This window comes from Ramlibacter lithotrophicus (genome assembly GCF_012184415.1).
GTDB classification, from domain to species: Bacteria; Pseudomonadota; Gammaproteobacteria; order Burkholderiales; family Burkholderiaceae_C; genus Ramlibacter; species Ramlibacter lithotrophicus.
In genome coordinates this window covers 76141-92982 of the sequence record NZ_VTOX01000013.1, presented here as the reverse complement: position 1 = coordinate 92982, position 16842 = coordinate 76141, and the positions used below count along the sequence as shown (strand labels likewise).

Here is a 16842-nt window from a genome sequence, read left to right as displayed (position 1 = left end):
CTAGCGCACGTTGTGCGGGTTGAGGACGTCGCGCAGATGGTCGCCCACCAGGTTGATGCCGACGATGGCCAGCGCCAGCGCGATGCCGGGAAAGAACGAGATCCAGTAATGGCCCGACAACATGAACTCGAAGCCGTTCGCGATCAGCATGCCCAGCGACGGCTCGGTCACCGGCACGCCGACACCCAGGAAGGACAAGGTGGACTCCAGCGCGATGGCGTGGGCCAGGTCGATGGTCGCGATCACGATCAGCGGCGGCAGGCAGTTGGGCAGCATGTGGCGCAGCAGCACCCGCGGCCAGCCCAGCGCCATGCATTGCGCCGCCTCCACGTATTCCTTCGCGCGCTCCACCAGCGCGGCGCCGCGCGCGGCGCGGGCGAAGTAGGCCCACTGCACGATGATGAGCGCGATGATCACCTTGTCGACGCCCTTGCCGAGGATCGCCAGCAGGATCAGGGCCACCAGGATCGCCGGGAAGGACAGCTGGATGTCGACGATGCGCATCAGCACCGAGTCGACCCAGCCGCTGAAATAGGCGGCCGCCAGGCCGACGATGCTGCCGATGGCCAGCGCCGCGGCCACCGAGATGCCACCGACCATCAGGCTGGTGCGCAATCCGTAGAAGATCGCCGAGAGCAGGTCGCGCGCCTGGCCGTCGGTGCCCAGCCAGTAGGTGATGCTGCCGTCGGCGCTCTTGCTGCCGGGCGGCAGCTTGGCGTCGAAGATATCCAGCGTCCCGATGTCGTACGGGTTCTGCGGCGCGAGCCACGGCGCGAATACCGCGGCCCCGGCCGCCAGCAGCAGCAGCGCCAGGCCCATCATCGCGAGCTTGCTGGCGAAAAATTCGCGCCGCAGCCGCTGCCACGGCGTTTCGGGCGGCGGCAGCGCCGTCGCGGCGGCGAGTTCCGCGGGTGGAACCAGGACTTCGCTCATGCCTTGGCCGCCTGCAGCCGCACCCGCGGATCGAGCACCGAATAGAGGATGTCGACGGCGAGGTTGAGCATCACGAGGAAGAACACGATGAGGATCAGGTAGGCGACCACCACCGGCCGGTCCAGCGTGATGATCGAGTCGAGCAGCAATTTGCCCATGCCGGGCCAGGCGAAGATGGTCTCCGTCACCACCGCGAAGGCCACCACCTGGCCGTACTCGAGCCCGCAGACGGTGACGATCGGGATCAGGATGTTCTTGAGCAGGTGCACGCGGAGGATGCGGCTCCAGGCCAGCCCCTTGGCGCGCGCGAACTTGATGTAGTCCATCGGCAGCGCCTCGCGGGTGGCGGCGCGCGTGACCCGGATGATCAGCGCCGCCTTGGCCAGCGCGATGGTCGTCGCCGGCAGCAGCAGCCGCGACCATCCGTCCAGCGTGAGCACGCTCAACGCCACGGGGCCAACCTGCACCGTGGCGCCGCGCCCGCTCGCCGGAAGCCAGCCCAGGTAGACGGCGAAGATCATGATCAGCATCAGGCCGACCCAGAAATTAGGCAGCGAGAAACCGAGCACCGAGCCGGTCATGATGCCGCGCGTGGAGATTGCCTGGGGCTTCAGGCCGGCCCAGATCCCCAGCGGCACGCCGATGAGGATCGACATCAGGATGGCGACCGTCGCCAGTTCCAGCGTGGCCGGCATGCGCTCCAGGATCAGGCCCATGGCCGGCTGGCCGGTCAGGAAGCTCTTGCCGAAATCGAACTGCAGCGCGTGGCCCATGAAGATGGCGTACTGGTGCAGCAAGGGCTTGTCCAGCCCGAAGTTGGCCCGGATCGCGTCGCGGTCCAGTTCGGTCGCCTCCGGGCTGGCCATCATCGAGACCGGATCGCCGATGACGTACAGGCCGACGAAGACCAGGCCGGACATGACGCCCATGACCAGCAGGGCCTGCAGCAGGCGGCGGATGATGTAGGTGGACATCAGGCTGGCGCAACGGCCGGCCCGGCGCCGCAGCGCCAGGCCGCCTTGGCGTCACTCACTTCGACGGCGTGGCGTATTGCACCATCGTCTGCTGGTCCGCGCGGCCCTGGAAATTGATGCCCTTCTTCATGGCCCAGACCGAATGCTCGAAGTGGATCGGCAGCATCGCGAAGTCCGCCATCGCCAGTTCGCTGGCCTTGGCCAGCGCCGCCGCGCGCTGCGCGTCGTCCATGATCCCGCCGGAATCGACCACCAGCTTGTCCATCTCGGGGTTGGAATAGCGGCTGCGGTTGGTGGTGCCCAGGCCCTTCTCCTTGTTGGGCGTGACCAGCAGCGACAGCAAGGTGTTGGACATCTCGCCGGTCGACGTGCCCCAGCCGGCCAGGTAGGCGCTGTAGGCGTAGCTATCGCGGTTCTTGAAGAACACCGCCGGCGCGTTGGCGTCGATCGTCGTCTTCACGCCGATGCGCGTCCACATGGCGGCAATGGTCTGCGCGACCTTGCTGTCGTTGATGTAGCGGCCGTTGGGCGTGCCCAGCACCAGCGTGAAGCCGTTGGGATAACCGGCTTCCTTCAGCAGCGCCTTGGCGCGCTCGGGATCGGCCTTGACGGCGGTGACCAGGTTCTTGCTGGCGCCGAACATCGGGTACGGCAGCAATTGCGCGGCCGGCGTTCCGATGCCGCTCATCGTGCGCGAGACCAGGGCGGCGCGGTCGATGGCCAGCGACAACGCCTCGCGCACCCGCTTGTCCAGCAGCGGGTTCTTGCCGTTGGTGCCCTGGATGCCGGGCGTCTGCTCGCCGTTCTGGTCGAGCGCGACATAGATGATGCGGTTGGAGGCCTTGGTCACCACGGTGAGCTTCGGATCCTTCTGCAGGCGCTCGAGGTCGTCCGTCGGCGGGTCTTCGACCATGTCGACGTCGCCCGCCAGCAGCGCGGCGACGCGCGCGGCGGGATTGCTGATCGGGCGGTAGATCACGCGGTCCCAGGCCGGCGCCGGGCCCCAGTAATGCGGATTGCGCTCGAAGATGATCTCGGAGCCGCGCTTCCAGGACACGAACTTGTACGGACCCGCGCCGACCAGCCCGTTGCCGGCGTTGAGTTCGGTGGTGGTCTTGCCTTCCGGGGCCGGGCCCGAGGCGGCCTTGGCCGACAGGATCGGCAGGCTGGCCATGTTGGTCGGCAGCAAGGGATACGGCACCGAGGTCGTGATCCGCACCGTGAGCGGATCGACCGCCTCCACCTTCTCGACCTTCTGCAGGTACACCTTGTACGAGGACGGGCTGTTGGGCACCTTGCCCACCCGGTCCAGCGTGAACACGACGTCGGCCGAGGTGAAGGGCGAGCCGTCGGAGAACTTGACGCCGGGGCGCAGCTTGAAGGTCCAGGTGTTGCCGCTGGCCGTCCACGATTGCGCCAGGCAGGGTTTCGGGACCAGGTCCGGATCGGCGCAGACCATCGCGTCGAACAGCGTCTGCGACAGCTGGATGTTGGGCGTCAGCGCGTGGTACTGCGGATCCATCGAGGTGGGCTCGGTCTTGAGCGCCACCACCAGGTCACGTGCCTGCACGGCGAAGGTGGCGCCGCCCAGGGCGGCGGCGGCGGCGGCCGCGAGAAGCGACTGGTGCCAACGGATGCTCGACAGGATTCCCCGCATATCGCTTTTCTCCAGAACGTTGAGACGGTGGCGGCTTGGCGAGTGCCATGGCCCCGCCATGAGAGTTGTGGAGCGTAGCGAACTGCGGCGTGGCTGCCACCGGGATAACCCGTTACGGCAGCGCTGCGCTCGAGGGCAGCCGTCAGTTCGGGCCGCCGGGGACCTCGCCCGGCTTCCTGCCCGGCGCCGGGGAAACCTCGGGCCGCGGCAGGTCGTGGAAATCCCAGGCCTTCGCGGCGGCGAACACGGCGTTCGGATACTGCGGCTTGCCGCGGCTGCCGTTGTAGCGACCGAGCGCCATGAACAGGTCGCCGCGCTCGCGGTCGATGTAGTGACGCAGGATCACGCAGCCGAAGCGCAGGTTGGTCTGCATGTGGAACAGCGTCGCCGGGTCGCCGTCGCCGATCACGCGGGTCCAGAACGGCATCACCTGCATGTAGCCGCGGGCGCCGGCGCGGCTCACCGCGTACTTGCGGAAGTTGCTTTCGACCTGCACCAGTCCAAGGACCAGCCCGGTGTCGAGTCCGGCGCGCCGGCTCTCGTACCAGATGGTCTGCAGGAATTCCTTGCGCTCGAGCCACTCGGTCTTGCGGCGCTTCAGCCGCGAGCTCATCGCGCCGAGCCAGCGCAGGTACTTCAGGCGCGCCTCGGTGTCGGCGAACAGCGGCTCGGGCGGCGCCGCGTCGCGCACCGCCGAGCTCAGCGCCGTGCGCACCGAATCGGCCAGCGGCTCCTCGACCTGCGCGCCGGCGCGGACGAGCGGCGGCAGCGCGGCAAGGCCCAGCCCGGCCGGCAGCGCCTGGAGGCACGCCCGCCGGCTGATCACGCCCCGAGCCTGCCCTTGACGAACGCCAGCATCTCGCCGGCCGGCACCTTGGTGGCCGCGGCATCACGTCGGTGCTGATACTCCAGCTGGCCTTCCTTGAGGCCGCGGTCGGAGATCACGACCCGGTGCGGCACGCCGATCAGTTCCCAGTCGGCGAACATCGCGCCCGGACGCTCGCCGCGGTCGTCCAGCATCACGTCGACACCGGCCTCCAGCAGTTCGTCGTGCAGCCGCTCGGCCGCCGCGCGCACCTCGGCGCTGCGGTCCATCCCGATCGGGCAGACCACGACCGTGAACGGTGCGATGGCATCGGGCCAGATGATGCCGCGCTCGTCGTGGTTCTGCTCGATGGCGGCGGCCGGGAGGCGCGTGATGCCGATGCCGTAGCAGCCCATCTCCATCGGCTGCGGCTTGCCGCTCTCGTCGAGGTACACCGCGTTCATCGGCTGGCTGTACTTGGTGCCGAGGTAGAACACGTGCCCGACCTCGATGCCGCGCTCGATGGCAAGGACGCCCTTGCCGTCGGGGGAGAGATCGCCCTCGACGATGTTGCGCAGGTCGGCGACGGCTTCGGGCTCCGGCAGGTCGCGGCCCCAGTTGACGCCGGTGAAGTGGAAGTCCTCCTCGTTGGCGCCGCAGATCCAGTCGGACATCACCGCCACCTCGCGGTCGGCGACGACGCGCACCGGCTTCTTCAGGTCGATCGGCCCGAGGTAGCCCGGCTTCGTCCCGAAGTGCTCGACGATCTCGGCGTTGGTCGCGAAGCGGAAGCCGTTGTCCAGGCCCGGCACCTTGCCGACCTTGATCTCGTTCATGTCGTGGTCGCCGCGCACCAGCAGCAGCCAGACCTGCGTGCCGACCACCTCGCCCTTGGCGCTGAGTTCATCGGTCGCCAGCACGAGCGACTTCACGGTGGTGTCCAGCGGCACTTTCAGCAGCTCGGCCACTTCGCGGCAGGTGCTCTTGCCCGGGGTCGGCGTCTTGGTGAGCGCGGCCGTGGCGCTGCCACGCGGCTTGCGCGGCGCCAGCGCCTCCGCCTTTTCCATGTTGGCCGCGTAATCGCTCTCGGGGCAGTAGACGATGGCGTCCTCACCGGTGGCGGCGATCACCTGGAACTCCTCGCTCAGGTCGCCGCCGATCGCGCCGCTGTCCGCCGCCACTGCCCGGTAGGTCAGGCCGAAGCGGTCGAAGATGCGCCGGTACGCCTGCGCCATCACCTGGTAGCTGGCCTTGGCCGACGCGGCGTCGCGGTCGAAGCTGTACGCGTCCTTCATGATGAACTCGCGGCTGCGCATGACGCCGAAACGCGGCCGCCGCTCGTCGCGGAACTTGGTCTGGACGTGATAGAAGTTGCGCGGCAGCTGCTTGTAGCTGCGCAGCTCCTGGCGGGCGACGTCGGTCACCACCTCCTCGCTGGTCGGCTGGATGATGTAGTCGCGCTCGTGGCGGTCCTTCACCCGCATCAGCTCCGGGCCCATCTTCTCCCAGCGGCCGGTCTCCTGCCAGTACTCGGCGGGCTGCACCACCGGCATCAGCAGTTCCACGGCGCCGGCCCGGTTCATCTCCTCGCGCACGATCGCCTCGACCTTGCGGATCACGCGCAGCCCCATCGGCATATAGGTGTAAATACCGGCGCCGAGCTTCTTGATCATGCCGGCGCGCGTCATCAGCCGGTGGCTGACGACCTCGGCGTCCGCGGGCGCTTCCTTGAGCGTGGAAATGAGGAACTGGGAGGCTTTCATCGGGGTCGGTGCGGCGAGTGCCAACTGAGCCTTTGCGAGCGCGCGCGGCGCCGTGCATAATGAACTCAGTTAAAGAATTGGGGTTTGATTATGCTTGACCGGGACGGCTTTCGGCCCAACGTCGGCATCATCCTGCTCAATCAGAAGAACCAGGTGTTCTGGGGCAAGCGCATACGCACCCACAGCTGGCAGTTTCCGCAGGGAGGCATCGACCGGGGGGAGACTCCCGAGCAGGCCATGTTCCGGGAACTGCACGAGGAAGTGGGCCTCATGCCGGAGCATGTGCGCATCATTGCCCGCACCCGGGACTGGTTGCGCTACGAGGTGCCCGACCGGTACATCCGCCGCGATGCGCGCGGCCACTACAAGGGACAGAAGCAGATCTGGTACCTGCTCCAGCTCATGGGGCAGGACTGGAACCTGAACCTGCGCGCCACCAGCCATCCCGAGTTCGATGCCTGGCGCTGGAACGACTACTGGGTGCCGCTGGACGTGGTGGTGGAGTTCAAGCGCGGCGTCTACGAGATGGCGCTCACGGAACTCGCGCGCTTCGTGCCGCGGCACGACCACCGCAACCGCTACCTGCGCAGCGGCATGCGCGGGCGCGACCACGACCACGCCGACGGGCACCAGGAGCCGGCGCCTGGCCCGCATTTCGAGCTGCCCCCGGGCGCGACCTTCGAACCCGATCCGCAGCAGGCCGTTTCGGCGCTGCCGCCACAGACCAAATATGCGCCTTGAACGACTGGCGTTCGCGCTGCTGCTCGCGGCAGGCGCGGCGCAGGCCCAGCTCGCCGACACGAACCCCGACTGGAAGGAAAGCGAAGCGCCCGCCCCGCCGGCGCTTCGCACCACCGGGCTGATCCCGCTGGACATTCCCGGATCGCAATTGCGCTTCGGTGTCGACCCCGCGTCCGTCTCCCTCGGCAGCGACGGCATCGTCCGCTACGTGGTGGTCGCCGCCGGCGCCGGCGCCGTCAACGGCATCTACGAAGGCATCCGCTGCAGCACGGGCGAGTACAAGGTGTATGCCCGCAACGCCGGCAAGGGCTGGTCAATTTCGGGCACCGACTGGCGCCAGCTGCACGACCAGCCGCGGTCGCGCCACAGCCTGCTCGTGGCCCGCACCGGCGCGTGCGTCGGGCGCGGACCCAACGGTACCGCGGCGCAGATCGTGCGCGACCTAGCCTCGTCCGTCGACCACCGCTTCGAGAAGTACTGAAAGAGCCCCTACCTGGTCACGACCAGGTTGTCGCGGTGGATCATCTCGTGCTCGGCGACGTAGCCGAGCAGGTGCTCGATCTGGCTGGACGGCTTGCGGCACAGGAGCCGCGCCTCGGCGCTCGCGTAGTTGGCCAGGCCGCGCGCGATCTCGCGGCCCGCGCCGTCGCGCACCGCGATCACGTCCCCGCGCGAGAACTCGCCGTCCACCGTCGTCACGCCGATCGGCAACAGGCTCTTGCCTTCCGCCCGCACCTTGGCCACGGCGCCGTCGTCCACCGTCACCGACCCGCGCAGCTGCAGGTGGTCCGCGATCCAGCGCTTGCGCGCCTGGGCCTTGTGCGTCGGCGCCACGAGCAGCGTGCCGATCGCCTCGCCCCGGGCCAGGCGCAGCAGGCAGTCGCGCTCGCGGCCCCACGCGATCACCGTGGACGCACCCGAACCGGCCGCCCGCCGGGCCGCCAGGATCTTGGTGATCATGCCGCCCTTGCCCAGGCTGGATCCGGTGCCGCCGGCCATCGCTTCCAGGGCCGGATCACCGGCGCGCGCTTCGTGCACGAACTTCGCATCGGGGTTCTTGCGCGGATCGGCCTCGTACAGGCCCGGCTGGTCGGTCAGGATCACCAGCGCGTCGGCCTCCACCAGGTTCGCCACCAGCGCGCCCAGGGTGTCGTTGTCGCCGAACTTGATCTCGTCGTTGACCACGGTGTCGTTCTCGTTGATGACGGGAACGACGTGCAGCTGCAGCAGCGTGAGCAGCGTGGAACGCGCGTTCAGGTAACGCTCGCGGTCCGCGAGGTCCGCGTGCGTGAGCAGCACCTGCGCCGAGCCCATCCCGTTCTCGCGCAGCTTGGTCTCGTACATCTGGGCCAGGCCCATCTGCCCCACGGCCGCCGCGGCCTGCAGTTCGTTGATCTCGTGCGGGCGCGCCGTCCAACCCAGGCGCTTCATGCCTTCGGCCACGGCGCCGCTGGACACCATGATGACCTCGCGGCCCTCGCGCGCGAGCGCCGCGAGCTGGCGGCACCACTCGCCGATGGCGGCTTCGTCCAGGCCGCGGCCTTCGTTGGTCACGAGCGTGGAGCCCACCTTGACGACGATGCGCCGCGCATCGCGCAGCAAGGTGGATGCGTGGGAGGCAGCGAGGTCGTCGGTCATGTCGTCGGTGATGGCGGCGGCACTCAGGCTCATTGCGGCGCTTCGCCGGCGAAGCGCGGATCGACGTAGACCGGCGGCTGCTCGGCCACCTGCTGCGACTTGATGTGCTGGTAGGCGGACTGGATCAGCGGCTGCACGCCTTCGCGGGTGAGCGCAGAGATCTCGAACACCGGGCCCTTGTACCTGAAGCGCTTGACGAAGTCCTTCACCCGCGCCGCGCGCTCCTCGACCGGGATCATGTCGATCTTGTTCAGCACCAGCCAGCGCGGCTTGTCGTACAGCGCCTGGTCGTACTTCTTCAGCTCGGCGACGATCGCCTTCGCCTGTGCCACCGGATCGCTGTCGTCGAACGGCGCGAGGTCGACCACGTGCCACAGCAGCCGGGTGCGCTGCAGGTGGCGCAGGAACTGGTGGCCGAGGCCGGCGCCCTCGGACGCGCCTTCGATCAGTCCCGGCAGGTCGGCGACGACGAAACTCTGCTCCGGCCCGACGCGCACCACGCCCAGGTTCGGATGCAGCGTCGTGAACGGATAGTCGGCGATCCGCGGCCGCGCGTTCGACACCGCCGTGATCAGCGTCGACTTGCCGGCGTTCGGCAGCCCGAGCAGGCCGACGTCGGCCAGCACCTTCAGTTCCAGCTTGAGGCTCTTGCGTTCGCCGGCCCAGCCCGGCGTCTTTTGGCGCGGCGCGCGGTTGATCGCGCTCTTGAAGCGCAGGTTGCCGAAGCCGCCGTCGCCGCCCTTGGCGATCGTGATCATCTCGCCGGGCTGGAGCAGTTCATACAGCACCTCCCCGGTCTCGGCGTCGCTGATGATCGTCCCCACCGGCATCTTCAGCACGATGTCGTCGCCGGCCGCCCCGAACATGTCCGAGCCCATGCCGTGCTGGCCCCGCTTGGCGTCGTGGCGTCGCGAGAAGCGGTAGTCCACCAGCGTGTTGAGATTGGGGTCGGCCAGCGCGAAGACATGGCCGCCGCGGCCGCCGTCGCCGCCGTCCGGGCCGCCGAATTCCTTGTACTTCTCGTGGCGGAACGAGACACAGCCGTTCCCGCCGTCGCCGGCGGCGACGTCGATGAAGGCTTCGTCGACGAATTTCATGGGGTCCTCAGTATAGGAACTCGGCGCGGCGGCGGTCCCGAAACGGCGAAGCCCCGACAAGCGGGGCTTCGCGGCGAGCGGCGGCGAAGGTCAGGCCGCCGGCGTGACGCTCACGGTCTGCCTGTTGAGCGCACCCTTGATCGCGAACGACACGTGGCCGTCCACCAGGGCGAACAGCGTGTGGTCCTTGCCCACGCCGACGTTGGTGCCGGGATGGAACTTGGTGCCGCGCTGGCGCACGATGATCGAGCCCGCGCTGATGAGTTCACCGCCGAACGCCTTCACGCCCAGCATCTTGGGCTGGGAATCCCGCCCGTTTCGCGTCGAGCCGCCGCCTTTTTTCTGTGCCATTTCAACTGCTCCTGATCAAACGGCGATCGCGCCGATTTCCAGCTCGGTGAACTGCTGGCGATGACCCTGGCGCTTCTGGTAGTGCTTGCGCCGGCGCATCTTGAAGATGCGCACCTTGTCGTGCTTGCCGTGAGCCACGACGGTGGCCTTGACAGTCGCGCCGGACACCAGGGGCGTGCCGATCTTCAGGTCGCCGCCGTTGCCGACAGCCAGGACCTGGTCGATCACGATTTCCTGGCCAACGTCCGCAGCAATCTGTTCTACTTTGATTTTTTCGCCGGAAGCAACGCGATACTGCTTGCCACCGGTTTTTATGACCGCGTACATGTGAACCTCGTGTGAGTAGATGCAGCGCCTCGCGGCGCGGCGTCAATCCCCGGACGGATTTCCGAAGAGCCCAGGATTATCGCATGGTTTGTGATTGCTCACAAGCCGCCCCCGGGCCGGTGGCCGGGCGCCCGAGGGGGCTTTCTATAATCGCGGGACCACTTCCCGCGCCATCTTGACCTCCAGCACCGCCTCCGTCCTCTCCCTCATCACCGACGACATGCGCGAGGTCGATGCGGTCATCGCACGCCGGCTGGAGTCTGGCGTGCCCCTGGTGGCGCAGGTCTCGCAGTACATCATCTCGGCCGGCGGCAAGCGGCTGCGGCCGGCCCTGCTGCTGCTGGTGTGCGGCGCCCTGGGCTTTCGCGGCGCGCAGCGTTTCAACCTCGCGGCCGTCGTGGAATTCATCCACACCGCGACCCTGCTGCACGACGACGTCGTCGACGAGTCCACGCTGCGGCGGGGCCGCGCCACGGCCAACGAGAGCTTCGGCAATCCGGCCAGCGTGCTGGTGGGCGACTTCCTCTATTCGCGGGCCTTCCAGATGATGCTGGACGCCCACGACATGCGGGTGATGGAGATCCTCGCCGACGCCACCAACGTCATCGCCGAAGGCGAGGTGCTCCAGCTGATGAACATGCACGACGCCTCGCTCGACGAGGCGGCCTACCTGCGCGTGATCCGCTCCAAGACCGCCAAGCTGTTCGAAGCCAGCGCGCGGCTGGGCGCCGTGCTCGCCGGCGCCGGCGCGCAGGTCGAGGAGGCTTGCGCGCAGTACGGCCAGGCGCTGGGCACCGCGTTCCAGGTGATCGACGACGTGCTCGACTACGACGGCGAAACGGGCGAGCTGGGCAAGAACATCGGCGACGACCTGCGCGAAGGCAAGGCCACGCTGCCGCTGATCGCCGCGATGCAGCGCGGCACGCCGGCACAGCGCGAGCTGGTCAGGCATGCCATCGAGACCGGCGCCGCGTCGGAACTCGGACACATCGTCGCCATCGTGAGGGAAACGGGCTCCCTGGACGTCACCCGGCACGCCGCCGCCGCCGAGGCGCAGCGGGCGATCGATGCCGCGCGTCAGCTGCCGGAAAATGAGTACAGCCAGGGTTTGCTACAATTGGCGGCTCAATTGCTGCAGCGGCGAAACTGAGCGATCAGTGACCGCCGCCAGCCGGCGAAATCGGGGTGTAGCTTAGCCTGGTAGAGCGCTACGTTCGGGACGTAGAGGCCGGAGGTTCGAATCCTCTCACCCCGACCAGGATTCTTCAATGGAATCATGGTCTTTGTTCATGGGTGCCCCTTGGCGGGGACACGCCGGGGACATTTTCCGACCTGAACATCGTCTCGATTTTGAACGGCTCGGTGGCCCTGCCGGGCACGTCGATCCACTTGGCGTACACCTCGAACAGCATCTTGGTCGAGCTGTGACCCATCTGCTTGGCCAGCCACAACGGGTTGGCGCCCGCCATGAGCGATACGGAGGCAAACGTGTGCCTGGTCTGGTATGCGAACCGCAGCCTGATCTTGCACGCCGCGAGGGCTGGCTTCCAGTACTCCTCGCGTTGCGACTTTTCGCTGTTCCACGGCTTTCCGGTCACTGGGTTGAAGAATACAAAGACCGTGTCTCTCGACAGTTCGAGTTGTCGAAGGAGAGCACCTCGGAAACGTCCATTCAAATCGAGAGTACGAGCTCGGTTTGTCTTGGTGGACTTCATGGCACCCGCAGACCGGGACCGAACCACGGAAACAGTGCCGAGATCAAAGTCGACGTCCCGCCATTGCAGCGCAATCAATTCCTCGGGTCGCATGCCCGAGAAGAATGCCGTCTCGAAATAGTTCGTTGCCGCAGGATGAACGTTGGCCCGCATCCAAGCCAGCACGGATTCAACTTCCGCCGGCGTAAGCGGGTCTGGTTGCGGCCGCTGAAGCCTTGAATTCTTGATGGCTGCCGCAGGGTTTTCTGCCAGGAACCTCGGCACGGCGAGTTCGAGCACGCCGCGCAGAACAATGAGGAGGTTGTTGCGCGCCTTGGGGCCCGACCATGGATGCGCGCCCGCCACCTTCCGCAGGTACGGGAAATTCAGTTCTGTCACCTGCACGTGGCCGATGAGCCCCGTCCAGAATTTCACGCCTTGCTTGTATTTCTTGAGTGTTCCCGGCGCGAGGTGGCCGGAGCCCTCAAGCCACTCGGCCGCGAGTTGTTCGAATCGAACCTCGTCCGGTTGAGGGGGGCCCGGAAGCGGGCGCTCTGCCCCGGCCCTGACCGACTCTGGAAAGGTCAATGAATAGTCAAACGTCCCGGCCCTGATCTCTTCGATGACTCTTTTGCGCAACCGGGCCGCATGCTTCACGTTCGCCGGCTTGAGCGGATCGAGGAGAAGCGTTTCTCGACAGCGCCGGTTCCCATAGGTGAAGGAAATGCGGATGCTGGAGCGTCTCAGTTCGACGCCGCGCGGTGCAAGCCGGTTATCCATCTCTGCACGCCCTCATAGTCGATCAGTATCCGCCCGTCGGGCGCCTTGCGATACTCGCGCCCCTGCACCCAGTCACCCCGTTCAATTTTTCGGTACACGGCCTTCGGCGAGTAGCCGCTCGCGAGGCAGAAAGTTCGAACCAGCGCGAAACGAAATCGCGGCGGGCCGACGAACTCGCTGTTAGAGGGTTGACTGTTCATTTCACTTCACAGGTTTTACTTCAACAAATATCAACTATAATACAGCAACAAACGAGGTTTGCAAATGCTGCTCCTGATGCTTCTGTTGGCCGCGGAGGACGAGCACCGCGTGCTCATCGATGCGCTGTTGCACGTCACTCCCCACAGCCGAGCCGCTGTTTGCCGTGCGGCCGGGGTCCAGCCGGCTGCGCTCTCGCGCTTCCTACAGCCCACGTCGAGGGGGCAGATCGCCGAGGCGGGGCAGCTTTCCCTGCTTGACGTCCTGGGATGGCCCAACGGCGGCCTTGCTCCCCAGCGCGCGCACGTGTGGCGTGTGCGGTCCCTGGACGCCGCCGAGTGGCTTCTGAAGGTCAAACTGAAAGCCAAAGCGCAGCTTGCTGCAGTAGCCGGAGCTGATGGAAGTGGAGCGTCGTTGCTGATCGGGACCCACGGTGAAGACAGCCCATTGATCCTGCAGGCCTGGGCTTCAGTCCGGGACCTGAGCCCCCTCCTCTCGGATTCGGTGTCAAAGAAGTGGGGACGTTCGAGGATTCGAGAGATTCCTGACTGGGCCGCCAAGGCTCTGCGCGCGCCAACTGTGACTCCCGAGGAATTCAGAGCAGCCGTCGCTGGTGATAAACAGGCTCCCAGCGGGTGGCAGCAAATCCAGGACCTGGCGAACCAACTGGGCCCAATCGGGCTCAGTGGGAATGTCCACGTGAATCTGCTGCTCGACTGGCTGACGGTGCAGTGCAACAAGCGCCCCAATGAGGTGGTCACCGTGCTGGACCGACTCGACCAACTGGCACTTCCGGAGGGAAGGATCGCGCTCAGCTCCCTCACCAGGGCTCAAAAGCTGCGGTTAGTGGAGCGGCTGGCCCGGCGGCCGCTTGCCGTCCTCACCCTTCGCGACCTGGGAACAGGTGGTTGATGATCCCTGAAGGCACATCGGTCTTTGAGGCGGGGTGATCGGCCAGGCCTCACTCACGCGTACGCGCCAATCTGCCCGGCAAGTGGCCGGGGTAGGAGGCTGCGCCGTGGCGGCCGGCGCTTAAGCTTCGACCCGATCAGAAGTGCGGCGCAGTGTCTCCCGCTCCACTCGCACTGTCTGCTGATTCCGCCCCTTGCCCGTGGTGGCGGCAAAAGGACCGTCAGCGCCGCGTCGGCGCCGTTCGGTATGCCCTCGATAGCGCAATCCTCTGTACCGACCGTGCAGCGGGTGATCGCTTCCACCTGCTGGCGCGCGCCCTCCGGATCGTTGACCCACTTCGCGTAGAACTCGTACGGACAGGCGGCGACGCCCTTGTCGCCGTCGCCCGAATTGATCACCCCCGTGTAGCCGCGGTGCAGCAGCTTGAACAGGTGGTTCTCCGACTGACCGTTCTTGCGGAAGTCGCGGATCAGGCTGGTGGACAGGGCCGCGTACTGCACGCCGTACTCTTCCTCGCCGCACTCGCCGAGCGTGCGGCCGTCGAACCCGATGATCGCGGAATGGCCGAAGTAGCTGTAGACACCGTCGAAACCGGCGGCGTTGGCCACCGCCACGTACGTGTTGTTCGCGAAGGCCATGGCCTTGCTGATCAGGATCTGCTGCTCTTTGGACGGGTACATGTAGCCCTGGCAGCGGACGATGAGTTCAGCGCCCTTCATCGCGCAGTCGCGCCAGATCTCCGGGTAGTTGCCGTCGTCGCAGATGATCAGGCTGATCTTCAGGCCCTTGGGACCTTTCCGTGACGTAGGTGCGGTCGCCGGGATACCAGCCTTCCACCGGCACCCAGGGCATGATCTTGCGGTACTTCTGGACCACCTCGCCCTTGTCATTCATCAGGATGAGCGTGTTGTACGGCGCCTTGTTCGCGTGCTGCTCGTGCCGTTCGCCGGTGAGCGAGAACACGCCCCACACCTTGGCCTTGCGGCACGCCATGGAAAAGATTTCCGTTTCCGCGCCAGGCACCGTGGCCGCGTTGTCGTACATCTCCTTCGCGTCGTACATGATGCCGTGGGTGCTGTACTCGGGAAAGATCACCAGGTCCATGCCCGGCAGGCCGGTCTTCATGCCGACCAGCATGTCGGCAATCTTGCGCGCGTTCTCCAGCACTTGCGCCTTGGTGTGCAGGCGCGGCATCTTGTAATTGACCACCGCCACGCCGACGGTGTCCTTGCTGCTCGAGATATCTCCGTGAACCATGTCGTCGTCCTTTCAGTGACTGATCATCCAGGGGCGTTTCGTTGGGAAGGCCTTGCTGCCGTCGCGCGCCTGGACGGTGCCCGTGCGCTTCGCGCCGCTGCAGCAGCCGCAGCCGCTGGGGTGGCGCAGTCGGCCGTACCCTTCCCGGGTGGAACGCGGGGCGTGCTGCGCCCGCTCGTTGGCGTCATGTGCGGCGCGAGCGTCACCGGCGAGGCAGGCGAGTTGCGGCGCCGCCACCAGCACGCGCGGAGAGAAGTGGCTCCGCTTGTCTGAACAGCTTTCCCCGACTTTTAAGTGGACTGCGGGCGGGTTGCCAAAGGTGCAGAGTTAATGGAATGGACGCCCCCTTTCACGGCCGTCCGCCTGCTGCCAAAGTCTGAGCGGGCGCTCTTTGCCCGCTCATGCCAATGGAGGCAGCTATGAAGATCACGACTCTCGGTTTGGACCTCGCCAAGAATGTTTTTCAGATTCATGGTGTTGATGAGCGCGGTGCCGTGGTCCTTCGCAAGCAACTCAAGCGTGACCAGGTGGCACCATTCTTCGCGCGCCTGGAGCCCTGCCTGATCGGAATCAAAGCTTGTGGAGGCGCGCACTATTGGGCCATAAAGCTCAGCACACTCGGTCACTGCGTGAAGATGATGGCGCCGCAGTTCGTCAAGCCGTATGTGAAGACCAACAAGAACGATTTGCTCGACGCCGAGGCAATCTGTGAGGCCGTCGCGCGTCCGAACATGCGATTCGTTCCGACCAAATCGCCCGAACAGCAGGCCGTGCTGTCGCTGCACACGGCACGTGAGAGCTTCGTCAGGGCGCGCACCGCGCAGGCCAACCAGATCCGCGGGCTGTTGATCGAGTTCGGGCTGATCATTCCCCAAGGCATTCGCCATATTTACCAGCGCGTTCCCGAGCTGATCGAAGACGCCAGCAACGAGCTGCCTGGACGCTTCAGGATGCTGATCGATCGGCTGCTGCAGCACCTCAAAGAGCTCGACCGGCAGGTGCGCGAACTCGAGCGGGAGATTGAGCAGTGGCATCGCAGTAGCGAAGTCAGCCGCCGGCTGCAGACCATTCCCGGCATCGGCCCCATGACCGCCAGCGCGCTTGTGGCCAGCGTCGGCGACCCGAGCAACTTCAAGAACGCGCGGCAGTTCGCCGCCTGGATCGGGTTGTGCCGCATCAGAACTCCAGTGGCGGCAAGACGCAGTTGCTGGGCATCAGCAAGCGCGGCAATGTCTATCTTCGAACACTGCTGATCCATGGTGGCAGGACCATGGTCGAGCTTGCTCGAAGGAAGGCCGACCAAGCCGACGGTTGGCTCGCGAAGTTGGTCGGCCGTCGACATCACAACATTGCGGCCGTCGCAATGGCCAACAAGAACGCACGAACGGCGTGGGCCTTGTTGTCGTCGGGCAAGGCCTACGACGCGATGCACGTGCCGGACCACGCACTGTAGTCCGCGCAGTCGGCGCAGGCCGCCATAACAAGACAGATTCCCTCCTCAGGTTGCTTTGGTAATCGATCGTTGATGGCAAGACAGGTAGGACCGGGGCTGGCCAAACCTGACGTGGATAACGAGCCTTGAGCTCGCAGAGTTGTAGAGGAACCAGCCAGCGAATTCCATCAGGGCCGAAGCGCTTCATGCGTCTGAAGGCCGGATGTATGTCTGCATCCTTCTCGTGCTCGCCAGAAACGTGAGAGAGCCTTGCAAACCGGGG

The 16842-nt window shown here is 66.2% G+C and carries 15 protein-coding genes, 1 tRNA gene and 3 pseudogenes; 6 read left to right on the top strand and 13 right to left on the bottom strand.

All coding sequences use genetic code 11. The features are described 5' to 3' along the window. The 5 genes from RAMLITH_RS24365 to RAMLITH_RS24345 form a co-directional block, all read right to left on the bottom strand. The gene (locus RAMLITH_RS24365) at positions 1 to 921 is read right to left on the bottom strand and encodes an ABC transporter permease (protein ID WP_420376938.1); all 921 of its coding nucleotides are present in this window, start codon (positions 919 to 921) and stop codon (positions 1 to 3) included. Positions 922 to 929: 8 nt separating this feature from the next. Beyond that, on the bottom strand, positions 930 to 1907 hold the full coding sequence (locus RAMLITH_RS24360; protein ID WP_168110049.1) for an ABC transporter permease: 978 nt from the start codon (positions 1905 to 1907) through the stop codon (positions 930 to 932). A 55-nt stretch (positions 1908 to 1962) separates the two neighbouring features. Continuing rightward, the gene (locus RAMLITH_RS24355; RefSeq protein ID WP_238344380.1) at positions 1963 to 3564 is read right to left on the bottom strand and encodes an ABC transporter substrate-binding protein; all 1602 of its coding nucleotides are present in this window, start codon (positions 3562 to 3564) and stop codon (positions 1963 to 1965) included. A gap of 142 nt (positions 3565 to 3706) precedes the next feature. Continuing rightward, positions 3707 to 4390 (bottom strand): lytic transglycosylase domain-containing protein, encoded by a 684-nt coding sequence (locus RAMLITH_RS24350; protein ID WP_168110048.1) that lies wholly within the window; start codon positions 4388 to 4390, stop codon positions 3707 to 3709. Then, positions 4387 to 6132 carry a proline--tRNA ligase gene (locus RAMLITH_RS24345; RefSeq protein ID WP_168110047.1) on the bottom strand — a complete coding sequence of 582 codons (1746 nt, stop codon included), beginning with the start codon at positions 6130 to 6132 and terminating at the stop codon, positions 4387 to 4389. The genes RAMLITH_RS24350 and RAMLITH_RS24345 overlap by 4 nt, the downstream gene beginning before the upstream one ends. A 90-nt stretch (positions 6133 to 6222) precedes the next feature. On the opposite strand from RAMLITH_RS24345, the gene RAMLITH_RS24340 reads away from it, so the two are divergent. Both RAMLITH_RS24340 and RAMLITH_RS24335 read left to right on the top strand, forming a co-directional pair. Next, a complete protein-coding gene (locus RAMLITH_RS24340) occupies positions 6223 to 6873 on the top strand; it encodes an RNA pyrophosphohydrolase (protein WP_168110115.1) in 651 nt (216 codons plus the stop codon). Then, positions 6863 to 7354 (top strand): CNP1-like family protein, encoded by a 492-nt coding sequence (locus RAMLITH_RS24335; protein WP_168110046.1) that lies wholly within the window; start codon positions 6863 to 6865, stop codon positions 7352 to 7354. The genes RAMLITH_RS24340 and RAMLITH_RS24335 overlap by 11 nt, the downstream gene beginning before the upstream one ends. An 8-nt stretch (positions 7355 to 7362) precedes the next feature. On the opposite strand, the gene proB is transcribed toward RAMLITH_RS24335, so the two are convergent. The 4 genes from proB to rplU all read right to left on the bottom strand — a co-directional run bounded on the left by proB (position 7363) and on the right by rplU (position 10286). Then, a complete protein-coding gene (gene proB / locus RAMLITH_RS24330) occupies positions 7363 to 8511 on the bottom strand; it encodes a glutamate 5-kinase (protein WP_168110114.1) in 1149 nt (382 codons plus the stop codon). Between the two features lie 29 nt (positions 8512 to 8540). After that, entirely contained in the window at positions 8541 to 9608 is a 1068-nt protein-coding gene (gene cgtA / locus RAMLITH_RS24325; RefSeq protein WP_168110045.1) for an Obg family GTPase CgtA, read from the bottom strand. A 90-nt stretch (positions 9609 to 9698) separates the two neighbouring features. Then, a complete protein-coding gene (gene rpmA, locus RAMLITH_RS24320) occupies positions 9699 to 9959 on the bottom strand; it encodes a 50S ribosomal protein L27 (protein ID WP_168110044.1) in 261 nt (86 codons plus the stop codon). Positions 9960 to 9974: 15 nt separating this feature from the next. Continuing rightward, complete coding sequence (rplU, locus tag RAMLITH_RS24315; protein ID WP_168110043.1) at positions 9975 to 10286, bottom strand: 50S ribosomal protein L21; 312 nt, start codon at positions 10284 to 10286, stop codon at positions 9975 to 9977. Between the two features lie 220 nt (positions 10287 to 10506). On the opposite strand from rplU, the gene RAMLITH_RS24310 reads away from it, so the two are divergent. Both RAMLITH_RS24310 and RAMLITH_RS24305 read left to right on the top strand, forming a co-directional pair. Next, complete coding sequence (locus RAMLITH_RS24310; RefSeq protein ID WP_168110113.1) at positions 10507 to 11436, top strand: polyprenyl synthetase family protein; 930 nt, start codon at positions 10507 to 10509, stop codon at positions 11434 to 11436. 31 nt (positions 11437 to 11467) lie between these two features. Further along, positions 11468 to 11544: transfer RNA gene (locus RAMLITH_RS24305), tRNA-Pro, on the top strand. A 16-nt stretch (positions 11545 to 11560) separates the two neighbouring features. Here RAMLITH_RS24305 and RAMLITH_RS24300 read toward each other — a convergent pair. Then, positions 11561 to 12760 (bottom strand): site-specific integrase, encoded by a 1200-nt coding sequence (locus RAMLITH_RS24300; protein WP_168110042.1) that lies wholly within the window; start codon positions 12758 to 12760, stop codon positions 11561 to 11563. Further along, positions 12724 to 12960: an excisionase gene (locus RAMLITH_RS24295; protein ID WP_238344379.1), complete on the bottom strand. Its 237-nt coding sequence runs from the start codon at positions 12958 to 12960 to the stop codon at positions 12724 to 12726. The genes RAMLITH_RS24300 and RAMLITH_RS24295 overlap by 37 nt, the downstream gene beginning before the upstream one ends. 64 nt (positions 12961 to 13024) lie before the next feature. Here RAMLITH_RS24295 and RAMLITH_RS24290 point away from each other — a divergent pair, with 64 nt between their 5' ends. Further along, complete coding sequence (locus RAMLITH_RS24290) at positions 13025 to 13870, top strand: hypothetical protein (RefSeq protein ID WP_168110041.1); 846 nt, start codon at positions 13025 to 13027, stop codon at positions 13868 to 13870. Positions 13871 to 14109: 239 nt separating this feature from the next. Here RAMLITH_RS24290 and RAMLITH_RS24285 read toward each other — a convergent pair. Both RAMLITH_RS24285 and RAMLITH_RS25960 read right to left on the bottom strand, forming a co-directional pair. Next, positions 14110 to 15127 (bottom strand): annotated as a pseudogene (locus tag RAMLITH_RS24285) (aliphatic amidase); the annotation flags it as partial. A gap of 12 nt (positions 15128 to 15139) precedes the next feature. Next, positions 15140 to 15379, bottom strand: a pseudogene (locus RAMLITH_RS25960) (zinc ribbon domain-containing protein); the annotation flags it as partial. A gap of 167 nt (positions 15380 to 15546) precedes the next feature. On the opposite strand from RAMLITH_RS25960, the pseudogene RAMLITH_RS24275 reads away from it, so the two are divergent. Then, positions 15547 to 16580 (top strand): annotated as a pseudogene (locus RAMLITH_RS24275) (IS110 family RNA-guided transposase). The last annotated feature ends 262 nt before the right edge of the window (positions 16581 to 16842 follow it).